We start from the raw sequence: 21,224 nt of genomic DNA on the forward strand, positions 1-21,224 counted from the left end.
TAATTATTACTGACCTTTAATAATTCAATACCGCAACATGACCCAGTGCATGTTGTCGTAAAAGAAAGATGAATAGCTATTTTTATAGCGACGCGATCATTTTATGAATGAGTAATGATTACTTTTTTTGCCTCTAACCCTATGCAGTTTACTTATGACATCTTTTATTGATAACTTACGTGACGAGTGGTTTTCCAATGTGCGCGGCGACGTTTTATCTGGTTTGGTCGTGGCCTTAGCTCTGATTCCTGAAGCCATTGCCTTTTCTATTATCGCAGGTGTTGACCCAAAAGTCGGCTTGTACGCCTCATTTTGTATCGCGGTTGTGATCAGTTTCGTCGGTGGTCGTCCAGGCATGATTTCGGCAGCAACTGGAGCGATGGCACTGGTGATGGTCGACTTAGTCGCCGAGCATGGTTTGCAGTATTTGTTGGCGGCCACCTTGTTGTGCGGCGGGATTCAGGTTGTGATGGGTATCTTAAAGCTCGGCAATTTGATGCGCTTTGTGTCGCGCTCCGTGGTCATTGGCTTCGTCAATGCGCTCGCGATATTGATCTTTGCCGCCCAGCTGCCTGAGCTTAACCCGATGACAGAGCGCGTCGGCATGACTGTTTATATCATGACGGCGGCGGGCTTAGCAATTATCTACTTGTTTCCGCTGATTCCTAAAATCGGTCGCGTGATTCCGTCACCGCTAATTTGTATCGTTGGTTTGACCGCTGTCGCCATGTATATGAATCTCGATATTCGTAATGTTGGTAGCATGGGCGATTTGCCTGATTCATTACCGATGTTCTTATTACCTGACATTCCATTGAACCTAAATACTTTATTGATCATCGCGCCTTATTCTATCGCGCTTGCCATCGTTGGTTTATTAGAGTCGATGATGACGGCCACTATCGTTGATGAATTAACCGATACGCCAAGCGATAAAAACCGCGAATGTCGTGGTCAAGGGATTGCCAACGTCGTATCAGGTTTCTTTGGTGGCATGGCAGGCTGTGCCATGATTGGTCAGTCTATGATCAACGTCAAATCTGGCGGACGTACGCGGCTGTCTACTTTGATGGCAGGTGTGGTACTGCTCATTATGGTGGTTTTCTTGAGTGAATGGGTGAGCCAAATTCCAATGGCAGCACTGGTTGCTGTGATGATTATGGTCTCCATTGGTACTTTTAACTGGCAGTCTATTCGCGAATTTAAAACGCATCCGATGTCATTTAACATTGTCATGCTAGCGACTGTTTTGACCACAGTATTTACGCACAACCTAGCTTATGGTGTAGGCGTGGGCGTGCTGCTATCGGCGCTGGCATTTGCCAATAAAATTGGTCAATTCTTAACGGTATTTAGTGAATATGATGAGAGTACTAATAGCCGTTATTATTATGTGCAAGGACAAGTATTCTTTGCTTCTACGACCCAGTTCTTAAATAGCTTCGATACCAAAGAAGCTTTGGACAGTATTCAAATTGATGTCAGCCAAGCGCATTTTTGGGATGTTAGTGCCGTAGACACCTTGGACAAGCTGGTCATGCGCTTGCAACGTGAAGGCATTGATGTCAAAGTGGTGGGACTCAATAATGCGAGCCGAACCCTGATTGATCGCTTCTCTGTCCACGATCGCCGAGATATTGGCTTATTGGATTAAACAAAGCCACGTCTATTTATCGAGCTGATATTGATTAACCGCTCATAAATAGACAGTTGAATAAACAGCTGCATTGGTATAAAGGATTGGGTGCGAGCATTGTCGTCCCATCCTTGAGCCAAGCAGCTGTCTTTTTATTCTGTCTTTTTAATATTGGAATAATGTGGTGGTCTTATGAGTAATTTAAAACCAGATAGTGTGATTGCGTGCTTGGACTGCCCAGACCACGTGCAAGCAGTCTTAGAAGCCAGCATGTGGGCAGCGACTCGTCTACAAGCACCTATCGGATTGTTACATTCTGTACCGAGCTTGCAGCAAAAAGCGGCGGTGAACTATTCAGGCTGTCTCAATATCGATGATGAAAATATGCTGCTTGAGCAATTCACCACCAAGGAGCACTTGAGTAATTGTGAGCTAAAAGCCCAAGGCAAACTTTTGCTCCATCAAGCCACCACCTACTGCGAACAGCAGCGACAAAAGCTAAAAACCTATACTCTACATCGCCATGAAAACCTTAATGAAAGTATCGATTACGTCGATGACAAAGCACAATTGATCGTTATCGGTCACAATGTCACCTGCAAATCGACATTGAGCCAATTGATTAGAGTCAGTCACTGCCCCATTTTGGTGACTCATGCACCATTTTTGCCCCCTACGACCGCGTTATTTGCTTTTGACAACAGTTCAACGTCTCATAAATTGCTCAATTGGCTCTGCAAAACCTCATTGGTGCGCGCATTAACCGTTCATATCGTTATGGTCGGTAAAGAAAACTCTGAAAACTGCGATGCGCTACGTGAGGCTTATGCGCGGCTTAAACAAGCAGGCATCAAGTCTAAAAAAGCGTTGTTGGACTGTCGCGATGTCTCTGCGGCTTTGAACTATTATCAAAATGAAAATGATATCGGTATGCTGATGACTGGTGCCTTTGGCCAATCTCGTCTGCGTGAACTTCTAAAAGGTAGCGACACGAAAAAGCTGCTCGGTAGCACCAAAACCCCCTACCTACTCTTCCCAAAGGTATAGGTCTTAGACGGTCTACACGGTCACCCTTCTCTCTTTGAGCGCAGAGCATATAAATCAATATTAAGCTCTGCCGCTTACCGTATCACACGGTATTCCATACTTTCTCATCAAATGATTCATTTAATATCCCAAACTAGGTTAGCAAATCATCACAGGAAATAGTTGGATGGTCTCCCCAAGCACCTAAAAAGTTGGTTATAATAAAGTTTTCGTCAGTTCAACGCTAAAGGTTAATTCGCATTCTCTATGCTCATAACGATGGTTTGTACCATTGCAGCATAGCCAGTATTTTTGCCATTACTAGAGCTGTTTTTGAGCAAATAAATCCAATCTTACCTATCCCCCTTGAGTAAATTGGCACAGTTCTTGAATGACTAATAGTAAGCATGGCAGCGATACAATGCACCACAATGCTTCTATCAACCTGCGGCATCACACAAATAAGGAATATTTTATGAAGCTAATCACTGCGATCTTAAAACCGTTTAAGCTCGATGATGTACGTGAAGCGCTTTCTGACATCGGTGTTAAAGGTGTCACTGTTACTGAAGTCAAAGGTTTCGGTCGCCAAAAAGGTCACACAGAACTCTATCGCGGCGCAGAATACGTGGTGGACTTCTTACCTAAAGTAAAAGTCGAAGTGGCTGTTATTGATGAGATGGTCGAACCTGCTATCGAAGCCATCACTCGCATCGCTAGCACGGGCAAGATTGGTGATGGAAAAATCTTCGTCACTGCACTCGAGCAAGTCATTCGTATTCGTACGGGCGAGACAGGCCCTGACGCTATCTAACGCGCAAGGCCAACCTATAGACACAGATTTATAGATCATACCGATAGCTGTATTGCATCAATTCAAGGGGGAATTAACATGCAAAATCAAATCTTCGAGCTCCAGTATGCACTTGATACGTTTTACTTTTTAATGTGCGGGGCGCTCGTCATGTGGATGGCAGCAGGCTTCACTATGTTAGAAGCTGGGCTCGTCCGCTCAAAAAACACCGTTGAGATTTTAACCAAAAATATCGCGCTTTTTGCCACAGCTTGTACCATGTACATGATATGCGGCTATGCCATTATGTATGGTGGCAACCTATTCTTGAGCGGTATTGCGGGTAATGAAACGCTGGTAGCAGATGCCCTAGCAGCCTCGGCTGAAAACGGCTTTGACGGCGACTCTGTTTACTCCGCTGCCTCTGATTTTTTCTTCCAAGTAGTGTTTGTTGCAACCTGTATGTCGATCGTTTCAGGTGCGGTGGCTGAGCGCATGAAACTGTGGTCGTTCTTATTATTTGCTGTGGTGATGACAGGTGTCATTTATCCATTAGAAGGTAGCTGGACGTGGGGTGGCAATGATGTATTTGGTATGTTCAATTTAGGCGACATGGGTTTTTCTGATTTTGCAGGTTCTGGTATCGTCCATATGGCGGGTGCTGCAGCGGCCTTGGCAGGGGTATTACTATTAGGAGCACGTAGAGGCAAGTATGGCCCTAATGGTGAAATACGCGCCATTCCAGGTGCTAACTTACCACTGGCAGCGCTTGGAACACTTATTCTCTGGATGGGCTGGTTCGGTTTTAATGGCGGTTCGGTGCTGAAACTTGGTGATATCGCCAGTGCCAACTCGGTTGCTATGGTGTTTTTGAATACCAATGCAGCAGCGGCAGGCGGTGCAATTGGTGCTTTAATAATAGCACGCATAATCTTTGGCAAAGCTGACTTAACCATGCTCTTAAATGGTGCACTCGCAGGGCTAGTCGCCATCACGGCAGAACCATCTACTCCATCAGCATTACAAGCAACACTGTTTGGTTTAGTCGCTGGCGTTATCGTTGTACTATCTATCTTAGCATTGGATAAAATAAAAATAGATGATCCAGTGGGTGCTATCTCAGTTCATGGTGTGGTTGGTCTGTTCGGTCTACTTATCGTACCAATTACCAATCCAGCAGCATCGTTCGTAGGCCAGATTGCTGGTGCAGCCACTATTTTCACTTGGGTATTCATCGCCAGCTTAATCACTTGGGCAATTATCAAGTTCGTGATGGGTCTGCGCATCTCTGAAGAAGATGAGTATGAAGGTGCAGATATAGCAGAGTGCGGCATGGAAGCATATCCAGAGTTTGTGAGATAAGTTCTTCAGCCAGTATTGAAATATGTGTACTAAAAATCCCGCAACACCTTTCGGTAATGCGGGATTTTTATTGATAAATATGCGATGTAATACTAAAAATAAACGATGGGCTTATTTCTTTTTCCATGTTTGACTGCGTGAGAATGGACCGATATAACCTTTTATATTTAAGGTGTTGCCATTCAAGTTTGCTGTCATACGATAGTCTTTACCTTTTGCTGGATCAGTAATCGTACCACCACTATATTTACCGTTGCCATCAGATTTCAAACCCTTGATGACCGTCGTACCAACGTACTGTTTGCCTTTCGCAGTATTAGCCGCAACAAGTGTACCTGTTAGCACCCCGTTTGACTCAGTAATCTTTACGGTACCTTTTGGCTTACCTTCATCAAATGTCTGCCACGTTGTATTGGCCAAAGGATCAGCGGCGAATGCCATACTTGCTAAACTGATACCTGCAACAGCTAAAGTGGTTTTTGTAAATAATTTCATAGACTGACTCCCTTCATACAATGATTACTCGAAACGTTATGTTTCTGATCCCCTAGGCTTATCCTTCGCTAAAATTTTTATTAACAGCTATACCGTTTTCTACCCGTTGGTAGTGGTTGGCATAAGTAAAAACAAGCTGCTCATCAAAATTTTATGCGACATAAGCGATGTCTTGACTCATTATAAGCAATTTTAAGCTTTTGCCTAGTAATTTTTTATAGTTTATTATTTCTATAAAAGTTTAACTTTATCAAACAGTTACAAGAAAGGATTATCAATATTTTTATCCAGCTGGTCATCTTTTTCTTTTGACTTATGCTGATTATTATATTCACCATTATTTTCGAATGCCTGAATAATCTTGCTGGTTAGTTCATGTAATTGTTGTGCTTGCTCATATCCAGTGGCATCCAGAGTCAAATCAATATCGCCATATATAATAATTTTATCTGTTTGGTTTTCGATGACCAGTTCACCAATTTGCATGCTTTGGTGGTCATTGGCAAATGGGTCAATCATTTGATTCTCCTTTCTATTAAGAATATCTTACGTGATTTTGAGATGTTTTGCGCCTTCTCTCACATATAGACTCGTGTCACAGAAGCATCATGCTTGCAATTGGGCAATTAACCACTCAAGAATCGCCCAAACAAACAGCATCCAAGTCGGCTCTTCTGTTGGCTCATCGGGCAATTCGGAGCTGTCACCTGCCTTTAATGGCAGATCAAATGCCTGTGTTTTGATTTTGGCATCCAATATGGGCAGCACATCGATACCAATTTTGGTCGAGAGCTCATCAACACTAATAACCTCTATACGTTCCGATTCATCATTTGGTGCGTAATAGACCCCTGCTTGATTAATCGCTGGGATGTAAACGGCTTTAAAGAAATGACTGGGAACTAACACACGATTCGCCAGTTGCTTGGTTTTTTTGCCAGTGAATGCTACTCCTGTAATGCTATAAACTTCTCCATATTGCTGGGTTAAATAACGAGTGGCTGATTCAATATTTCGCCAGATATAGCGATTATTACGCGGTGACTGCGGGGCGATATTGGCGAGACTAAAGCTATCATATTGTTGACTGCGATTCGCCATATTGGCATTGGGCGCTAAATGCCCGCGATCATAGCCAGAACCTGAATAATCAGACAATGAGGCGCGTACGGATTTTGGTAGCCTACTTTCTTCATGAAAGCTGTCTTCACGATCGATTTCTTTGGCTTGTTGTAAACGCTTGCGATTCAAATATTCTGCCGACCAAAGCGGTGTACGCGACACGCCAGAATACATAACGGCAAACCCATCCATGCATAGTGCTTGGGTTTTGTTGCTTAACTTGGTATTGATAAACTCAGGATAGACACCGCCATAAAAAGACTCACTACACTGGGCAAAGTCATCAGCATGCGCTGAAGTTATGCTTACTACCGCTATCACGGTTATTATAATACTATTTTTAAAACTGGCTTTTAGGCTACCGAAACTTATCATTCAACTTTCAACCATCTATGCTTGTTATTACGTATACGCTATCGTAGCAGGCGTTTGTAAATAAAGAAAGATAAGGTGCAAGTCGTGACATTCTAGACAGTATCCGCTATACTAAGCCGTCTAAAAACGGTGAAGTGGGTGAGTGGCTGAAACCGCACGCCTGGAAAGTGTGTATACGTTAATCGCGTATCGAGGGTTCGAATCCCTCCTTCACCGCCAATCTTATCATTTTTAATATCCCCCTAGTTTTCCTATCTTGTCCCACCCTATCCCAAACACCCTTTAAGCCCTTTATAAATAACGCGTCTAGCGTTTTTTTTATGTCTACTGTTTTCCCAAGCTATCCTAACATAACCCACCTATCCCGTGACTTGTGTTGGTCTATTCGTTGGTCTATTATTTATATACACCTAAATTAGACCAACATTCTATCTAGAATTATATGCCTTAGACCAACATAATCGTCTTAACGCTTTAAACATATAGCTCGTAGGTATAGGGAATAGACCAACATGTTAAGTGATAGTAAGATTCGTAAGCTCAAACCCACTGATAAATGCACCCCTGCTCGTCCAGACAAATATAGCGACCAACAAGGTTTACAATTACTGGTGCGTAGCTCAGGCACGCGAACGTGGGTAAGTGCTTATCGCTTCGATGGTAAGCAGCAGAAAACTACTTTAGGTACATACCCACAGATGGGTTTAGCAGAAGCGAGAGTAGCTAACTCTGATATCAAGGCTTTGGTAGCCAATGGCATCAATCCAAAAAATAAAAAGCGTCAAGACAGGCTTGTGAACGAGCAAGCTAAGATGTTCAATGATTATGCGCTTGAATGGCTAGAGGAGCGTGAGCGCAACGTGAAACCTCGCACCTATCAGCAAGACTATAATCGCATGCACAAAGACGTGCTACCAAGCTTTAAAGACATAGCCTTGAAAGATATGACATTTGAAGATTGTAAATCGATGGCAGATAACATTGAAAGTAGGGCTAAAAAAGGAACACCGCCACGAGAAGTCACCAGACGTACTATTGATCTCGTTGGCAATATTCTTAGAAGAGCTAAGAGAGAACGCCTCATTAAGGTAAATCATACAGAAGGGTTAAAAGAGCTATATCCGAAAGCGAAGACCAAGCACATGAAACACGTTGAGCTTAGTGAGCTACCTAAACTATTACAAGATATTGAAAGCTATCATGGTCATGACCAAACTCGATTAGGCATGAAATTTTTAGCTTACTCATTCTGTCGTACTATCGAGCTACGTATGATGAAGTGGGAGCATATCGACTTCCCTAACCGTCTATGGCGTGTCGATATTGATAACCTTAAGATTGCACGTAAGCATGTTGTTCCTTTGTCAGACCAAATGCTAGCAGTGTTAGAAGAGATGAGACCCATCACAGGTCAATACGAATACGTTTTCTATCACACTGGTATGCACCAGCCTTATAGTGAAGAATTCATTAATAATGCGTTAGACATCCTTGGCTACGCTGGCAAGCAAACTGGGCACGGATTCCGTCACATCGCATCCACTAACTTAAACGAGCTTGGCTATATGGGCGACGCCATCGAAAAGCAAATGGCACATGATAAAAAAAGCAGCATTCGCGCAGTTTATAACCACGCGCAACACTTAGAGGAGCGGCGCAAAATCATGCAAGTATGGGCTGACTTTTTAGACCTGCTTAGAGAGAAAGGTGAAGTGGTAGACTTTCAGGCCGCTCGTCAGGAGATTGAGCAGTCAAGAGAGCAAGTCGCCAATGCAGTACTAGTAAATAATACTGACAATAACATGCAAGAACTCATTGATATGATATTGCATAAAAATATTCCATTAGACAAACTAAAAAATTATTTAAATAATAATTAGTACTTATCATTGCCATTGTAATCTAAGCATTTACTCTTATAAGAGTTGTTTATGAGAGTCTCAAGTACTTCTGCTTGTTTTATATCTTGAGCTTTTGCCAACTCGTCAAGTCTCCGTTTAGTCTCTTTGGTAAGTGGTACATGATACTTCTTTCTTTCTCGACCAGAATTACGATACACTTTTTGATTCCAAGACCTATTCATGCGATCTATAAAATCAGCCTTCTCTCTCGATTTACTATAATCGTGAGAGCTTTTAACTATTGATTTAAATTCCATTAAATCTAGTGAAGCTAAACATAGGGCTTTGCGCTGCTCGAGCGTGCTAGTAGCTTTGATAGTATCAATATAATATCCTTTGCGTTTTAAGTATCTTTCTAACCAACTAACCTTATCCTCATAAGATTCATTTACCCATTCTGTATAATCACAATCTTGATTTATTACTGACCATAAAGCCCTAACTCCTTCCATCAACTCCTCTTTATTAGATTTTGTTATGGGACTTTCTGTTATGTAATTTTTGTCAAGGACTTCATAAACTTCATCGATGATTTCGCCATTGCAATCGACATTAGCATGATTAAACTGGATTGGGAACAAATAACCCCGCCCTTCATTTTCATAACTTTTGTTTACTAATTTTAATTTAAAGCTATGATAATTTCTTATATAAATCAAGGTGAATATTTGGGCTCTTAAATTCTTATGCAGCCAATGAAAATGATTCTCATTAACCATATATTTATTAAGTGTGTAATCTAGCAGATTAGTAGCTTGCTCAATATCGTTATTATTAGTTATTTTTTTAATAAACGTAGGCTTGTCAGTCTTGTGTATATCTAATTTATAGTCACTCTCTTCTGTATAGACTCTCATGAAATTGAGTAATTCTCTATCACTCAAATTCTCTACTTTTTGGATAAAACCTTGATTATCATTGTCCTTTAAATCTTTCATAACATACTCCGTTTTCAATTATTTCAATATCACGCGTGATATTACTGTAGGAATACTGAGTAAGATATATAATTTTTTTATAAAAGGCAATGTTTTCCTCGCAAAGTCCTGTAAGACTTAATTAATGACAGTTAACTCCATCCACAAAAATCCTGCTGATAATCCTAATAAATTACGCTAATACTAGTATATTTTTTTAAGCATCTACGCAAAAATGATTGATGCTCTTAATAGGTTATTTATATTATTATCAATTATTGTTACCTATAGCAGCGTCATTACGTTATTCATAATCTAATCAAATCACCATCTCAAAAAATAAAAAAACATGTCAGGGCTCTACTATGTGTAAGACAAACCACATAGGAGTAACACCATGATATCTGCCAACTATAGCCAGACAGAAGTAACAACCAAAGTTCATCTATTAGTACTCAATATTATCTATTCTGATTTGGGTTTGGACTCGATAATGGATGAGTTGAACGACTTGTACGCAGCGTCTATGTATCACTATGAGGCTAGCGATGAGCTTGTCTATTCAAAGCCAGTCGTTATTTTCTTACGTAGTACACAGCTTATTGTTGGTGACCAATATCCTGACGAAGTCATTTGGAATCATGACAGCGTCAATCGACTGTCCGAGATATTAAAATACTATGAAGGTGAAATTGACCATGAGAGGCATGCTTGGATTTATCAAGAAAGACAAAATGAAATAGCTCTGAGTAAGTACATCACTGACTTAACTTGCCACTACGCGCGGCTACTATTTATTCGTGTGGATTTGAAATATGCTCAAGCCCACTCTCATCTAATAACCGTTGGCGACTTTAATGAACACATAAACAAGCTATGTCAGCTGCTAGCGAATAAAAAGACTTGCTTTAAGCATCTACAAGGCTATGCATGGGCACTGGAACAAGGTGAGGTAAACGGTGGTCTGCATTGTCATTTATTGCTGATATACGACGGGGCTAAAAGACAAAACGATTGGCATATCGCTAAGGAAGTTGGTAAGAAATGGGTTCAAATCACTCAGGGATATGGCGCTTACTACAACTACCATGAATCTGAGAATAAGCGACGCTATGAGCAATATGACAGACTAGGCATCGGTATGATTCATCGTGATAATAATCTCGAAATAGCAAACGCACGCCGTACCGCGCTGTATTTAGTCAAGCCTAATAAAGCCGATCAACACTTGAAAGCTTGGTTACCAGAGATGCGTACCTTTGGTAAAGGTCAATACCGCACCTCAAAGCGTCGCGGACTACGACCAAGAACAAAATAATCTCAGATATATACTATTTTAATGAGATAGCGCATTAGTAGTTAGTAAAGTGCCTAATCCAATTAACATTTAATCAATAAAGGTCTGCCTCGTGCAGGTCTTTTTTATGCCCAAAATAAAAGGAGTGCTTATGAAAACCATCTGTCCATGTTGTCAGTCAACTGCGGTCTATGAGATGACTGATGGCACCAGTATCAACTTAATCGACCAACTGTTATCCCCTGCTGTTCTCGTCAGCCTTGGCGTTAGTCTGTGCAAGACACTTAAGGTTCATCCTGCTATAGGCGTGGTTGCAGGTACAACAGTCGCAGCGCTTATAGAGATGACTCAGTCTCATCAGGCGCTACCGATGCTAGTCAATCAGCAATATCGCTGTGATGACTGCACACATGTCTTCACCACCTTTGATTAATCCAGTTAACCCACTTCACTTACTTCATTTAATTATCAATAAAAAGGAATATTATCATGGCACATTTAATCGAAAGTATGGCGTACGTAGGCGAAACCCCTTGGCATGGTCTTGGCAATGAGCTATCACCTAAGCAGCCGTTAGAGGTTTGGGCACGCGAGGCAGGTCTTGATTGGCGTATTGAGTCATCGGATGTCAGTTACATGTCAAGCAATGACAAAGGTCATAACCTCATCATGCCCTTTGCTGAGAACAAGGTGCTCTATCGCAGTGACAACCTAGAGCCGTTATCAGTGGTGAGTCAACGCTATCAAGAAGTACAACCGCATGAGATTCTAGAGTTCTACCGCGATCTCACTGAACAGTCTGACTTTGAGCTAGAGACTGCTGGTGTACTAAAGGGCGGTAGAAAGTTATGGGCATTGGCTCGTACAGGACAGTCAGCAACGCTTAAGGGTAAAGATGTTAGTAATGGCTATCTGTTACTGGCAACGGCTTGTGATGGGACGCTTGCGACTACAGCACAGTTCACTAATATTCGTGTGGTCTGTAATAACACGCTTGCTGTTAGCTTAGCCAACGGAAGTGGTGGTGTAGTCAAAGTTCCGCATAGTACCTCCTTTGATGCTGATAGCGTCAAGCAGCAATTAGGCGTATCGGTGAAGCAGTGGGAGGAGCACGTTTATGAGATGAAGCAGTTATCGGAGCGCCGTGTCACTCAAGCGGATGCGGCTAATTATCTCAGCCGTGTGTTCAATGACCAAGACAATAACCTTATCTTGTTTAATAGCGCTAAAAAGCAAAAGGATGCTGTTCCTAATGCCAAAGCGATGAATAAGGTGATGCAGATGTTTAATGGTCAAGGGCGCGGTGCTGATTTAGATGCCGCCCGTGACACGGCTTATGGACTGCTATGTAGTATCACAGAATACGTTGACCATGAACGTCGAGCGATGAGTACCGATAATCGTCTTAACTCAGCATGGTTTGGTGCTGGAGCTAAGCTTAAGCAAAAGGGCTTAGAGGAATCGCTACTGATGCTTGCTTAATCAGGGATGTTGAACGTCTGACAACACAATCAACCACGCCTTAGCGCGTGGTTTTTTTATGTCCATTATTTAACCAGTCACATTAATTCATGAAGCCATTTATAAGGAATGTACTATGGAAACCATCGCATTAAACACAACCACTCAGCCAAAACGCGAAAAGCGTTCAACTGTCAAAGCTAAAACAACGCGCCTACCTTCAAGAACGAAAGCCAACATTGGGCACTCAACGCCTTTGGTGCCATCGACTCAATCAACCACCGCTAAGCGCCTTGTCAGTACCAAAGACTTGAGCCGTGAGGACTGGTTAGCCATTCGCAAGCAAGGCATTGGTAGCTCTGATGCAGCCGCTGCCTGCGGTATCCACCCGTACTTGTCTATGCTTGAGCTATGGATGATTAAGACGGGACGCATGACCTCAAACATTGATGAGAGTATTGAGGGTTACTCACCACTGTATTGGGGTAATACGCTTGAACCAATGGTCGCTAAATACTATCAAGAGCATACAGGCAATAAAGTACGCCGTGTGAATGCCGTCTTGCAACATGCTGCCCCTGACAATCACTTTATGCTAGCGAATCTAGACTATGCCATTACAGGTAATGATGAGGTACAGATTTTAGAATGTAAAACCGCTGGTGAACATGGCGCGAAGCTGTGGAAGCATGGTGTGCCTTTGTATGTGACGTGCCAAGTACAGCATCAACTGGCAGTGACTGGTAAACAAGCTGCACATATCTGCGTGCTGCTTTGCGGACACGAAGCCAAGATATACAAGGTTGAGCGCGATGAGCACTTGATTGAATCCATTACCCGTCATGAGCGTTTATTCTGGCACTACGTAGAGACGGACACACCGCCACCCCCTGACCATAGCGAGTCAGCAGCCCGTGCATTAAAGCTGCTTTACCCAAAGCCCAAACCCTCAAGCAAAATTGATTTGCGAGAAGATGACCGCGCTAATAGCTTGTTCGCTAAGCTGCTTAATCATCGCACGTCTATTGAAGCGCTAGAGCAACGTCATGACCAGATTAAGCATCAGCTACAAACATTGATAGCTGATAACGAAGTAGCTGTGTTCGATAAAGGTGCTATCTCATGGAAACGGTCTAAAGACAGTATTGGTTTAGACAGTAAAGCCATTATCAAAGCGCATCCTGAGCTATTAGCCAAATTCAGTAAAACAAAGCAAGGCAGTCGTCGCTTCGTTGTACTTAGTGACTAAGCTAAATATCACTCAATCATCAACACAATAAACAACCAGTCAAAGCTAATTAATCAAAGCAAGCACATAACCGCCCACCTATCACAGGTGGGCTTTTTTATGGCTAAACACATCTTATTAAACACACAAGGAATATAACCATGATTAAAGGTCTCACGATAACCCCGCCAGTACTCGGTCGCATTAGCATCGGTAAAGTCGTTCACAAAGACGGTAAGCGTCTACCGGCTAAAGATGACCAATTCACTATCACTAGCCAAGTTCAAAACAAGGATGGCTGGATTAATCATCCACTTGATGAAAAGTTGCGTAAGAATAATGACGGTAAGCTTAGAAAAATACCAGTGCGCATGCTGTTCAACGACCCTGAACTGAATTTGCGAGCTGAATACACGCTATTTGATAGGCAGACTGGACGCCCACTTTGCGTAGGTGATGGTGAACATTGCCAACGTCGAACGAGCAACGGTGTTGAGCAGCTGCCATGCCCATCACCTGATCGCTGCCCACTAGCGCAAGGCGGTGCTTGTAAGCCATATGGCAGGCTTTACGTTAATCTGAGTGAAGACGATGAGCTTGGCACGTTTATCTTTCGTACCACGGGTTTCAATAGCATTCGCACACTGGCAGCACGCCTGAGCTACTTCGCAGCGGTATCAGGCAATAAGCTGTCCTGTCTACCACTCCAATTAACGCTACGTGGCAAAAGCACCACGCAAAGCTATCGCACACCGATTTACTTTGTGGATTTGACGCTAAGTGATGATGTGACGCTTAAACAGGCGGTACAAGATGCTGGGGCCATTGATGCAGAGTTAAGTGAACACGGTTTTGACCAAGCAGCGCTAGAGATAGCTGCTAAACAAGGCTACGTCAACTCTTGCTTTGAGGTCGATATCGATGAGATGACTGAGGGAGCTGAAGAATTTTATCCAGTAGAGACGGATGAGGCTAATAGTCATCATCAAGGAGGGTCTCAAAATGGTATTGCTCCCTACAATGTCGGTAATATTGAAAGAAGTCTAAGGGAGAGTGTGACAGCTATAAGTTAAAGCAGTGGTAAGGATATACGGCATAAAAAAGGAGCTGATTATTCAGCTCCTTTTTTATGTGATTGATAAGGAGTGCGCGCGGCCTGTATAGGACGCCGTAAAAAAATATGGGACTCCGTAACTGTATGAGAGGAAATGCTCTCATTCACTCATAAGGAGCTAGTCATGGAAAATTTGAATACAAGTACTCAGAACAACACTTCAATACCAAGCATGCCACAAATACCTCGCATGCTACCACTAAAGCAAGTCGTACATTATACAGGGCTTAGCAGTACAACTATTTACGATATGCTAGACAAAAAATCAAACCGCTATGATTCTACCTTTCCTATACAGGTCAAGCTATCAAAAGGTCGTGTAGCATGGGTAGAGAGTGAGATTGCAGAATGGTTAGAGTGCAGGATGGCAGCTAGGATTCACTAGATAAGGATATGAGAAAGGCGAATCATTTAGAGTGATTCGCCTTTCTCATATCTAAAAGTCGAGGCGACCGTAGATGTCGCTTAAATTTTATCTAGCCTAGTAATCAAGCGCATACTCAGTATAATACTCTGAATAGATACTATCTTTTCAAACCTCTAGCTCCTCTACTCAACCCTGCTTATATAGATGTACATTATGAATAGTAAAAAATATATGATTGACCTGTTTTCTGGTTGTGGTGGCCTATCTCATGGATTCGAACAAGCCGGATTCGAGTGCATACTAGGTATTGATTACGATCAACCTGCTTTAGATACATTTGCACATAATCATCCTCATGCACAAGCGATAAAACTAGATTTATCATCTGAAGAAAGCATTCAACGTATTGTTAAAGAAGTTGGCAAAAAAAATATTGACTTAATTGTTGCCGGACCACCGTGTCAAGGATTTTCGCTAACAGGTACTAGAAACGAAAATGATAAAAGGAACACGCTGTTCTATTCTGTTTTCAAGCTTGCAGCAATCGTTAAACCTAAATACATTATTATCGAAAATGTACCTGGCATAGCTACCCTATATCAAGGTAAAGCTAGAAAAGCGATCTTAGAAGAATTTGATAAGTTAGGCTATACGTGTTCTGAAAAACTGCTCTATGCACCTGACTATGGTATCCCTCAAATAAGGAAGAGAATGTTCTTTGTAGGAGTACTAGGAGAAGATGTATTTGAGTTCCCGTCAGCAACACATGATAAAAGTAACTATGTGACTTGTGAGCAGGCTATATCAGACTTACCAAGTCTTAAAGATGACCTAGGTAGAGAGATAACAGATTATTCTTGTGAACCTTCAAGTGAATACCAAAAAATAATGCGTGATGGCGCTGACCGGCTATATAACCATGTAGGTACAAGCCACACAGATTTGGTAGTGTCTGTTATTAAGCAAGTTCCCGAAGGTGGTAATCATAAAGACTTACCTGAAGGTGTAGGAACTTCTAGAAAATTCAATGAAGCCTGGACTAGGTACCATAGTCAAAAGCCCTCTAAAACAATAGATACTGGTCATAGAAACCACTTCCATTATCGTTGGCATAGAGTTCCTACTGCTAGAGAAAATGCAAGATTACAGTCTTTTCCTGATAGATTCCATTTTGTAGGGCCTAAAACGCAACAATATAAGCAAATTGGTAATGCGGTCCCTCCTATGTTGGGATATGTATTAGGCAAAAAAATATTAGAACTAGATGCGAGTAATTCTTAAAAATGTTAAATACAATTGACCTGTTTGCTGGGTGTGGTGGTCTTACCGAGGGCTTTAAGAAATCAGGAAAGTTTAATCTTCTTGCAGCCGTTGAATGGGAGTCTAAACCTGTTTTGACTCTTAGAAATAGGCTTGAGAGTGAATGGAAATATAATGATGCCAAACATAAAGTCATACATTTTGACATCCAGAGAACTGAAGAGTTATTAACAGGTTTTAACGATGAACGTTATGGTAGTTCAGTAGGTTTAGATTCTTTAGTTGATAATAAACGAGTAGATGTAGTCATAGGTGGGCCACCTTGCCAAGCCTATTCTGTAGCCGGAAGAATACGTGATACCAATAAGATGCAAGATGATTATAGGAACTTCTTATTTGAGTCTTATTTGAAAGTGGTCAGTCATTTCAAGCCCATGGCTTGTATATTTGAAAATGTGCCAGGCATTTTAAGCTCTGCTCCTGGTGGTAAATTGATTATTGAAAGGATTACTGAAGCATTTGATGAAGCAGGTTACTATATTTCTTCTAATTTAAAAGCTGATGCTTTATTTGATTTATCAGAATTTGGCGTTCCACAAAAAAGAAAACGAGTTATTATCGTTGCTATTAGCAAGCTACATTTTGAGAACCCAGAAAAAGTAGTAGAGCAATGCTATTTAAACTTAAACGATTTAAAAGTTAAGAGAGTGGCGACAGTAGAAGATGCTCTAAGCAACTTACCTAAACTCTATCCTTTGAAATCGCTTGAAAAAAGAAGGTCACATCAACTAAGTAAAGACGATATAAATACGGATATCACTGATCACAATCCAAGGTATCACAACCCTAGAGATGTTAGTATTTTCAGACTATTAGCTGAAGATATTGAGACTGGTACGAATAAATATACTTCATCAGAAGCATTACAAGATTTGTATACTGAAAAAACTGGGAAAAAATCCTCTGTACACAAATATCATGTTCTAAGACGAGGGTTGCCTAGCAATACTATACCCGCTCACTTGTATAAAGATGGATTGCGCCATATACATCCAGACTCAAATCAAGCGAGAAGTATAACTATACGTGAAGCAGCTAGATTACAATCCTTTCCAGATGATTTTGAGTTTTCAGGGTCAAACGGTGATAAATATAAAATGATAGGCAATGCTGTGCCACCAATTTTTGCAGAAAAAATAGCAGTGGCCTTAGCCTCTACTCTTAAAGAATCTAAGCTTTTAGGATAACCTTATAGGGATTTAAAATGTCACAATTAGTTTGGTTACATCGTTTCTATTCTCAGGAGTTAGGATTAGATGGACGAGGTAAGTATATTTTAGTCCCAAATGGAGATGCTAGAAAAATATTCTTTCCTGATGAAAATTTTCTATCACTAGACACCGAACCTCTTGAGATTCAATTGTATTTACCACATCTTGATGAGGTATTTACCGCTCAATACGCAAAATCACATCCTGAACGAAACGAACATAGAATTTATCTAAATGGAAGTATAACTAATCATGTTGGGGCAGAAGATACTGAACTTTTGATTACGCCTAACAAGATAGGATGTTTTTATAGAAAAAATAATAATATCTGTTTGAGTATTGCAGAAGCAGATAGTGCATATAGTCGTCTCATAGATGATTTTCCAATGAGAGGTGGTCGAAATACAGTTACAGAAACAATATTTGATTCTTCTTCAGATAAAAATATAGACCGTTCATTCGATAGAGGTTCTAATACTATCTATTACGGTGCTCCTGGAACAGGTAAATCTTATACAATAAAAGAAATGCTTAAATCTATACCTAAAGAGCGTATCGAGACAGTGACCTTTCATCCTGATTATGACTACACTTCATTTGTTGGTGGTTACAGACCTGTTAGCTCAAAGAACGACAGTGGTGAGGATAATATTAAGTACAAGTTCGTTCCTCAGATATTTACTAATATGTATGTAAAAGCATGGCAGAATCCTGACGAAGACTTTTATCTAGTAATAGAAGAAATCAATCGAGGTAACTGTGCCGAAATATTTGGTGATATTTTTCAGTTATTAGACCAAAATCAAAATTATATTGTGACTCCATCAAGTGAGATGCAAGATCACTTAATAGATGTTCTTGGGAGCGACCATGAAGGTGTTATTAATGGTTTAAAAATGCCGAGAAATCTGTCCATTCTAGCAACTATGAATACCTCTGACCAATCTTTATTTCCAATGGACAGTGCTTTTAAGCGGCGCTGGGATTGGGAGTATATACCTATAGATTATGAAAAGAGTGATACTAATCCTTCATCAAAATTTAAGGTGTATTTTGCTAACGGCGATTACTTTTTTTGGATAGACTTTATCAAAGCAGTAAATACTAAGATTAAAAGTAATCCTAATTTGGGCATGGACAAGTGTATCGGTAATTATTTTATCAAGCCTAATGAAGACAGCATAAGTTTAAAAACATTCATCAATAAAGCGGTGTTCTACCTATGGAACGACGTCTTCAAAGACGAGTTTGGAAGTGAGTCAATATTTTCGAAAGATATAACTTATGAAGACTTTTTTCCTATTGAAATAGATGGTGAATTACAGGTCAGAAATATCATCAGTAATTTAAAGATTGAAGTAGTAAAAGTAGTAGATGACGCATGAAGGTTTTGATTGAAGGTGAAACTTATCCTGTAGAGTGCTTAGAATCCCTGTTAGACGATAGTAGTTTTTATACTCAGAATGGCTCTCAAGGAACTATAAAATCTGTAGGCTACTACTATTCTGAAGAGAAAAAAGCTTTAGTCTATATGTTGCCTAAAGTTTTTATGCGTGAAGCTAGCAGTACCGTTTTTGGTATTAGTGAGCAAGAGCTAGTTAATTTTGCTTCTGGGGATACATGGAAGCATGATGCTCGGCATCAGTGGATTAGACAGCTGATTATATATTTTTATAATAGCCTCAAAGAGTTCCAACGAAGACATGAAGATAGTACCTTACTTGGAAAAAGCGATCAGGTTTTATTGAACTCTAATATAGCCAAGCAAGAGTATACTTATTTAGACCTATTGCTTACTTTTGTTAACTTTTATAAAAAAAATACTAGCCTTATTTTACATAGGCATATCCAGTCATCTTCAAAAACAGCTAAGCGTACAAATTGGTCAAAGACAATTCGTACGCAACTACCGTTAATGAATAGCAATGGTCAGCCTATTTATCATCAGTTTCTAAATAAGAAAAAAACAGCCAATACACAAGAAGAACTCCTCGTCTATTTTTTCTCTATCTTAGAGCACTTCAATCAAGAGCACGATCTAAATATTACTATCGATAAAAGCTATAACCTTCTACAAGGTGAAGCTTTTGAAAACCTTAAAATCAATGGTTTGAGGAAGCTTAAGAAAATAAAATACCGTTATTTTTCTGATGTTTACAAGAAGATGTTTCGCTTATGCGAACTATATTTTACCAAGAATGATTTAGGGTCAACATCAAGGAAAAGCAAAGAATTCATAACAATTGACAACTATAATATAATATTTGAAGATATGGTTGATAAGTTATTTTCCGATATTATTGCAGATGAATCATCCATACATAACAAAGAAGGGCTATCGCTTAAAGACCTAAAAAACCACCCAGATGGAAAAATTATAGACCACATATACGCTGATAAATCGTTAATAGATGACTCCAATATCTTTTATATTGGTGACTCAAAGTATTATAAATCTACAACTAATGTTGGAAAAAGCTCAAAATTCAAGCAGTTTACCTATGCCAAAAACGTTATCCAATTTCATATAGATGTCTTAAATCAAACATCTAAGCTACCTGATGGCTTGAGATACCGAGATGAGATTACAGAAGGTTATAATATCAGTCCGAATTTTTTCATCTACGGCTATGTTGACGATTATCGTATCTTTGAAGAACCATTGTTAGAAGCTAAAAACGATGACCCAATAATTTCAGCACACTTTCCTGAGCGTCTGTTCGATAGAGACACACTATTTATTCATGAATATAAACTGAACTTTTTATATGTTCTTAAGGCTTATACTTCGTGCAACGAACTATCCATACTGAGGTTTAGAAATAAAACTAAGGCGCAATTCCGAGATAAGTTTGTAAGATTTTTCAATTGCCCCGAAAAGTCAGGATTTTTCGTATTTGAGGAGAAGTTTACTACCCAATCAGAGCTTAAAAATTATGTTGATAATAACTTTAAAAGCTTGAATGGCAAGTGCATTAGTGTTGATAATAGTTTATTGATTGCCGAGCCTTTAGCTTCTATTGAAGATAAAGATAAAAACAAACGATATTTCTTTAAGTAAAACTTGACCTTATCATAACTATAATATATTTTCAGAAGCTTAAAGAATTAACCTCTTGAGATTAGGAAAAATTTTAGTAGTTTAAAGCGTACAAAAGAGTTAATAAAATCCTTAGCTTAAGATTAATTTAAACTCAAAACTTTAAGTAATTGATGTTTTTTAAGCAAAAAAAAGCCTCACTATTAAGTAAGGCTTTTTAAGTATTTGGAGCGGGAAAAGAGATTCGAACTCTCGACCCCAACCTTGGCAAGGTTATGCTCTACCACTGAGCTATTCCCGCAATAAGCAAGCTATTCTAACAGCTTATCAGCACATGTCAATACCTTTTAACTGCTATCAAATTTTATTAGCACTGTAGGGCAAATTTACATGGGTTCTTGAGGTCAAATATCATCCAATGGATAATGAATAAAATATGCTGAACCAAAAATTCTTTTTTAGTGATAATATATGCTTGAAATCAAATAGAACTATAGAAACATTTAGTTACACTTAATCGGAGTATAAACCTAACTGCTTCTTTTAGGTCCAATACTTG

General features: G+C 40.2%; 19 protein-coding genes and 2 tRNA genes. 16 read left to right on the top strand and 5 right to left on the bottom strand.

Annotated elements, in window-relative coordinates:
* Nucleotides 1–154: 154 nt before the first annotated feature.
* From JMX93_RS12310 to JMX93_RS12325, 4 genes are all read left to right on the top strand, one after another.
* Nucleotides 155–1,654, top strand: a complete 1,500-nt coding sequence (locus JMX93_RS12310; RefSeq protein ID WP_496191745.1) for a SulP family inorganic anion transporter — start codon at nt 155–157, stop codon at nt 1,652–1,654.
* Between the two features lie 174 nt (nt 1,655–1,828).
* Nucleotides 1,829–2,683 carry a universal stress protein gene (locus JMX93_RS12315; RefSeq protein WP_198332619.1) on the top strand — a complete coding sequence of 285 codons (855 nt, stop codon included), beginning with the start codon at nt 1,829–1,831 and terminating at the stop codon, nt 2,681–2,683.
* A gap of 454 nt (nt 2,684–3,137) precedes the next feature.
* Nucleotides 3,138–3,476, top strand: coding sequence for a P-II family nitrogen regulator (locus JMX93_RS12320; protein WP_010197981.1), 339 nt, complete (start codon nt 3,138–3,140; stop codon nt 3,474–3,476).
* A gap of 78 nt (nt 3,477–3,554) precedes the next feature.
* Nucleotides 3,555–4,817, top strand: coding sequence for an ammonium transporter (locus JMX93_RS12325; RefSeq protein ID WP_193011443.1), 1,263 nt, complete (start codon nt 3,555–3,557; stop codon nt 4,815–4,817).
* 111 nt (nt 4,818–4,928) lie between these two features.
* Here JMX93_RS12325 and JMX93_RS12330 read toward each other — a convergent pair whose 3' ends face one another.
* The 3 genes from JMX93_RS12330 to JMX93_RS12340 all read right to left on the bottom strand — a co-directional run bounded on the left by JMX93_RS12330 (nt 4,929) and on the right by JMX93_RS12340 (nt 6,755).
* Complete coding sequence (locus JMX93_RS12330) at nt 4,929–5,312, bottom strand: DUF2147 domain-containing protein (RefSeq protein ID WP_193011444.1); 384 nt, start codon at nt 5,310–5,312, stop codon at nt 4,929–4,931.
* A gap of 258 nt (nt 5,313–5,570) precedes the next feature.
* Nucleotides 5,571–5,831 carry a hypothetical protein gene (locus JMX93_RS12335; protein ID WP_443510754.1) on the bottom strand — a complete coding sequence of 87 codons (261 nt, stop codon included), beginning with the start codon at nt 5,829–5,831 and terminating at the stop codon, nt 5,571–5,573.
* An 87-nt stretch (nt 5,832–5,918) separates the two neighbouring features.
* The gene (locus JMX93_RS12340; protein WP_499204879.1) at nt 5,919–6,755 is read right to left on the bottom strand and encodes a DNA/RNA non-specific endonuclease; all 837 of its coding nucleotides are present in this window, start codon (nt 6,753–6,755) and stop codon (nt 5,919–5,921) included.
* Between the two features lie 182 nt (nt 6,756–6,937).
* On the opposite strand from JMX93_RS12340, the gene JMX93_RS12345 reads away from it, so the two are divergent.
* Both JMX93_RS12345 and JMX93_RS12350 read left to right on the top strand, forming a co-directional pair.
* Nucleotides 6,938–7,028, top strand: a tRNA-Ser gene (locus JMX93_RS12345).
* A gap of 293 nt (nt 7,029–7,321) precedes the next feature.
* Nucleotides 7,322–8,689, top strand: a complete 1,368-nt coding sequence (locus tag JMX93_RS12350; RefSeq protein ID WP_499204880.1) for a tyrosine-type recombinase/integrase — start codon at nt 7,322–7,324, stop codon at nt 8,687–8,689.
* Here JMX93_RS12350 and JMX93_RS12355 read toward each other — a convergent pair.
* Complete coding sequence (locus tag JMX93_RS12355; protein ID WP_499204881.1) at nt 8,686–9,648, bottom strand: hypothetical protein; 963 nt, start codon at nt 9,646–9,648, stop codon at nt 8,686–8,688. The genes JMX93_RS12350 and JMX93_RS12355 overlap by 4 nt on opposite strands.
* Nucleotides 9,649–10,024: 376 nt before the next feature.
* On the opposite strand from JMX93_RS12355, the gene JMX93_RS12360 reads away from it, so the two are divergent.
* The 10 genes from JMX93_RS12360 to JMX93_RS12405 all read left to right on the top strand — a co-directional run bounded on the left by JMX93_RS12360 (nt 10,025) and on the right by JMX93_RS12405 (nt 20,686).
* The gene (locus JMX93_RS12360) at nt 10,025–10,945 is read left to right on the top strand and encodes a YagK/YfjJ domain-containing protein (RefSeq protein ID WP_499204882.1); all 921 of its coding nucleotides are present in this window, start codon (nt 10,025–10,027) and stop codon (nt 10,943–10,945) included.
* Nucleotides 10,946–11,075: 130 nt separating this feature from the next.
* On the top strand, nt 11,076–11,357 hold the full coding sequence (locus JMX93_RS12365; protein WP_499204883.1) for a hypothetical protein: 282 nt from the start codon (nt 11,076–11,078) through the stop codon (nt 11,355–11,357).
* A gap of 56 nt (nt 11,358–11,413) precedes the next feature.
* Nucleotides 11,414–12,406, top strand: a complete 993-nt coding sequence (locus JMX93_RS12370; RefSeq protein ID WP_499204884.1) for a DUF932 domain-containing protein — start codon at nt 11,414–11,416, stop codon at nt 12,404–12,406.
* 115 nt (nt 12,407–12,521) lie between these two features.
* Nucleotides 12,522–13,634, top strand: a complete 1,113-nt coding sequence (locus JMX93_RS12375) for a YqaJ viral recombinase family nuclease (protein WP_499204885.1) — start codon at nt 12,522–12,524, stop codon at nt 13,632–13,634.
* A gap of 140 nt (nt 13,635–13,774) precedes the next feature.
* The gene (locus JMX93_RS12380) at nt 13,775–14,686 is read left to right on the top strand and encodes a recombination directionality factor (protein WP_499204886.1); all 912 of its coding nucleotides are present in this window, start codon (nt 13,775–13,777) and stop codon (nt 14,684–14,686) included.
* Nucleotides 14,687–14,851: 165 nt separating this feature from the next.
* A complete protein-coding gene (locus tag JMX93_RS12385) occupies nt 14,852–15,112 on the top strand; it encodes a helix-turn-helix transcriptional regulator (RefSeq protein WP_499204887.1) in 261 nt (86 codons plus the stop codon).
* 195 nt (nt 15,113–15,307) lie between these two features.
* Nucleotides 15,308–16,375 (top strand): DNA cytosine methyltransferase, encoded by a 1,068-nt coding sequence (locus tag JMX93_RS12390; protein ID WP_394125041.1) that lies wholly within the window; start codon nt 15,308–15,310, stop codon nt 16,373–16,375.
* A 2-nt stretch (nt 16,376–16,377) separates the two neighbouring features.
* Nucleotides 16,378–17,601, top strand: a complete 1,224-nt coding sequence (locus tag JMX93_RS12395; RefSeq protein ID WP_499204888.1) for a DNA cytosine methyltransferase — start codon at nt 16,378–16,380, stop codon at nt 17,599–17,601.
* Between the two features lie 17 nt (nt 17,602–17,618).
* Nucleotides 17,619–19,010 (top strand): McrB family protein, encoded by a 1,392-nt coding sequence (locus JMX93_RS12400; RefSeq protein ID WP_499204889.1) that lies wholly within the window; start codon nt 17,619–17,621, stop codon nt 19,008–19,010.
* The gene (locus JMX93_RS12405; RefSeq protein ID WP_499204890.1) at nt 19,007–20,686 is read left to right on the top strand and encodes a hypothetical protein; all 1,680 of its coding nucleotides are present in this window, start codon (nt 19,007–19,009) and stop codon (nt 20,684–20,686) included. The genes JMX93_RS12400 and JMX93_RS12405 overlap by 4 nt, the downstream gene beginning before the upstream one ends.
* A 205-nt stretch (nt 20,687–20,891) precedes the next feature.
* Here the strand turns inward: JMX93_RS12405 and JMX93_RS12410 are convergent.
* Nucleotides 20,892–20,966, bottom strand: a tRNA-Gly gene (locus JMX93_RS12410).
* Between the last annotated feature and the right edge of the window lie 258 nt (nt 20,967–21,224).

It is taken from the genome of Psychrobacter muriicola 2pS (assembly GCF_904846535.1).
GTDB classification, from domain to species: domain Bacteria; phylum Pseudomonadota; class Gammaproteobacteria; order Pseudomonadales; family Moraxellaceae; genus Psychrobacter; species Psychrobacter aquimaris.

Bases quoted from the DNA above. Each gene is read 5' to 3' on its own strand.
- JMX93_RS12360 (WP_499204882.1), top strand. From the start codon at position 10,025: ATGATATCTGCCAACTATAGCCAGACAGAAGTAACAACCAAAGTTCAT.
- JMX93_RS12400 (WP_499204889.1), top strand. From the start codon at position 17,619: ATGTCACAATTAGTTTGGTTACATCGTTTCTATTCTCAGGAGTTAGGA.
- JMX93_RS12320 (WP_010197981.1), top strand. From the start codon at position 3,138: ATGAAGCTAATCACTGCGATCTTAAAACCGTTTAAGCTCGATGATGTA.
- JMX93_RS12325 (WP_193011443.1), top strand. From the start codon at position 3,555: ATGCAAAATCAAATCTTCGAGCTCCAGTATGCACTTGATACGTTTTAC.
- JMX93_RS12330 (WP_193011444.1), bottom strand. From the start codon at position 5,312: ATGAAATTATTTACAAAAACCACTTTAGCTGTTGCAGGTATCAGTTTA.
- JMX93_RS12355 (WP_499204881.1), bottom strand. From the start codon at position 9,648: ATGAAAGATTTAAAGGACAATGATAATCAAGGTTTTATCCAAAAAGTA.
- JMX93_RS12385 (WP_499204887.1), top strand. From the start codon at position 14,852: ATGGAAAATTTGAATACAAGTACTCAGAACAACACTTCAATACCAAGC.
- JMX93_RS12335 (WP_443510754.1), bottom strand. From the start codon at position 5,831: ATGATTGACCCATTTGCCAATGACCACCAAAGCATGCAAATTGGTGAA.
- JMX93_RS12390 (WP_394125041.1), top strand. From the start codon at position 15,308: ATGAATAGTAAAAAATATATGATTGACCTGTTTTCTGGTTGTGGTGGC.
- JMX93_RS12370 (WP_499204884.1), top strand. From the start codon at position 11,414: ATGGCACATTTAATCGAAAGTATGGCGTACGTAGGCGAAACCCCTTGG.
- JMX93_RS12315 (WP_198332619.1), top strand. From the start codon at position 1,829: ATGAGTAATTTAAAACCAGATAGTGTGATTGCGTGCTTGGACTGCCCA.
- JMX93_RS12310 (WP_496191745.1), top strand. From the start codon at position 155: ATGACATCTTTTATTGATAACTTACGTGACGAGTGGTTTTCCAATGTG.
- JMX93_RS12405 (WP_499204890.1), top strand. From the start codon at position 19,007: ATGAAGGTTTTGATTGAAGGTGAAACTTATCCTGTAGAGTGCTTAGAA.
- JMX93_RS12375 (WP_499204885.1), top strand. From the start codon at position 12,522: ATGGAAACCATCGCATTAAACACAACCACTCAGCCAAAACGCGAAAAG.
- JMX93_RS12395 (WP_499204888.1), top strand. From the start codon at position 16,378: ATGTTAAATACAATTGACCTGTTTGCTGGGTGTGGTGGTCTTACCGAG.
- JMX93_RS12365 (WP_499204883.1), top strand. From the start codon at position 11,076: ATGAAAACCATCTGTCCATGTTGTCAGTCAACTGCGGTCTATGAGATG.
- JMX93_RS12350 (WP_499204880.1), top strand. From the start codon at position 7,322: ATGTTAAGTGATAGTAAGATTCGTAAGCTCAAACCCACTGATAAATGC.
- JMX93_RS12380 (WP_499204886.1), top strand. From the start codon at position 13,775: ATGATTAAAGGTCTCACGATAACCCCGCCAGTACTCGGTCGCATTAGC.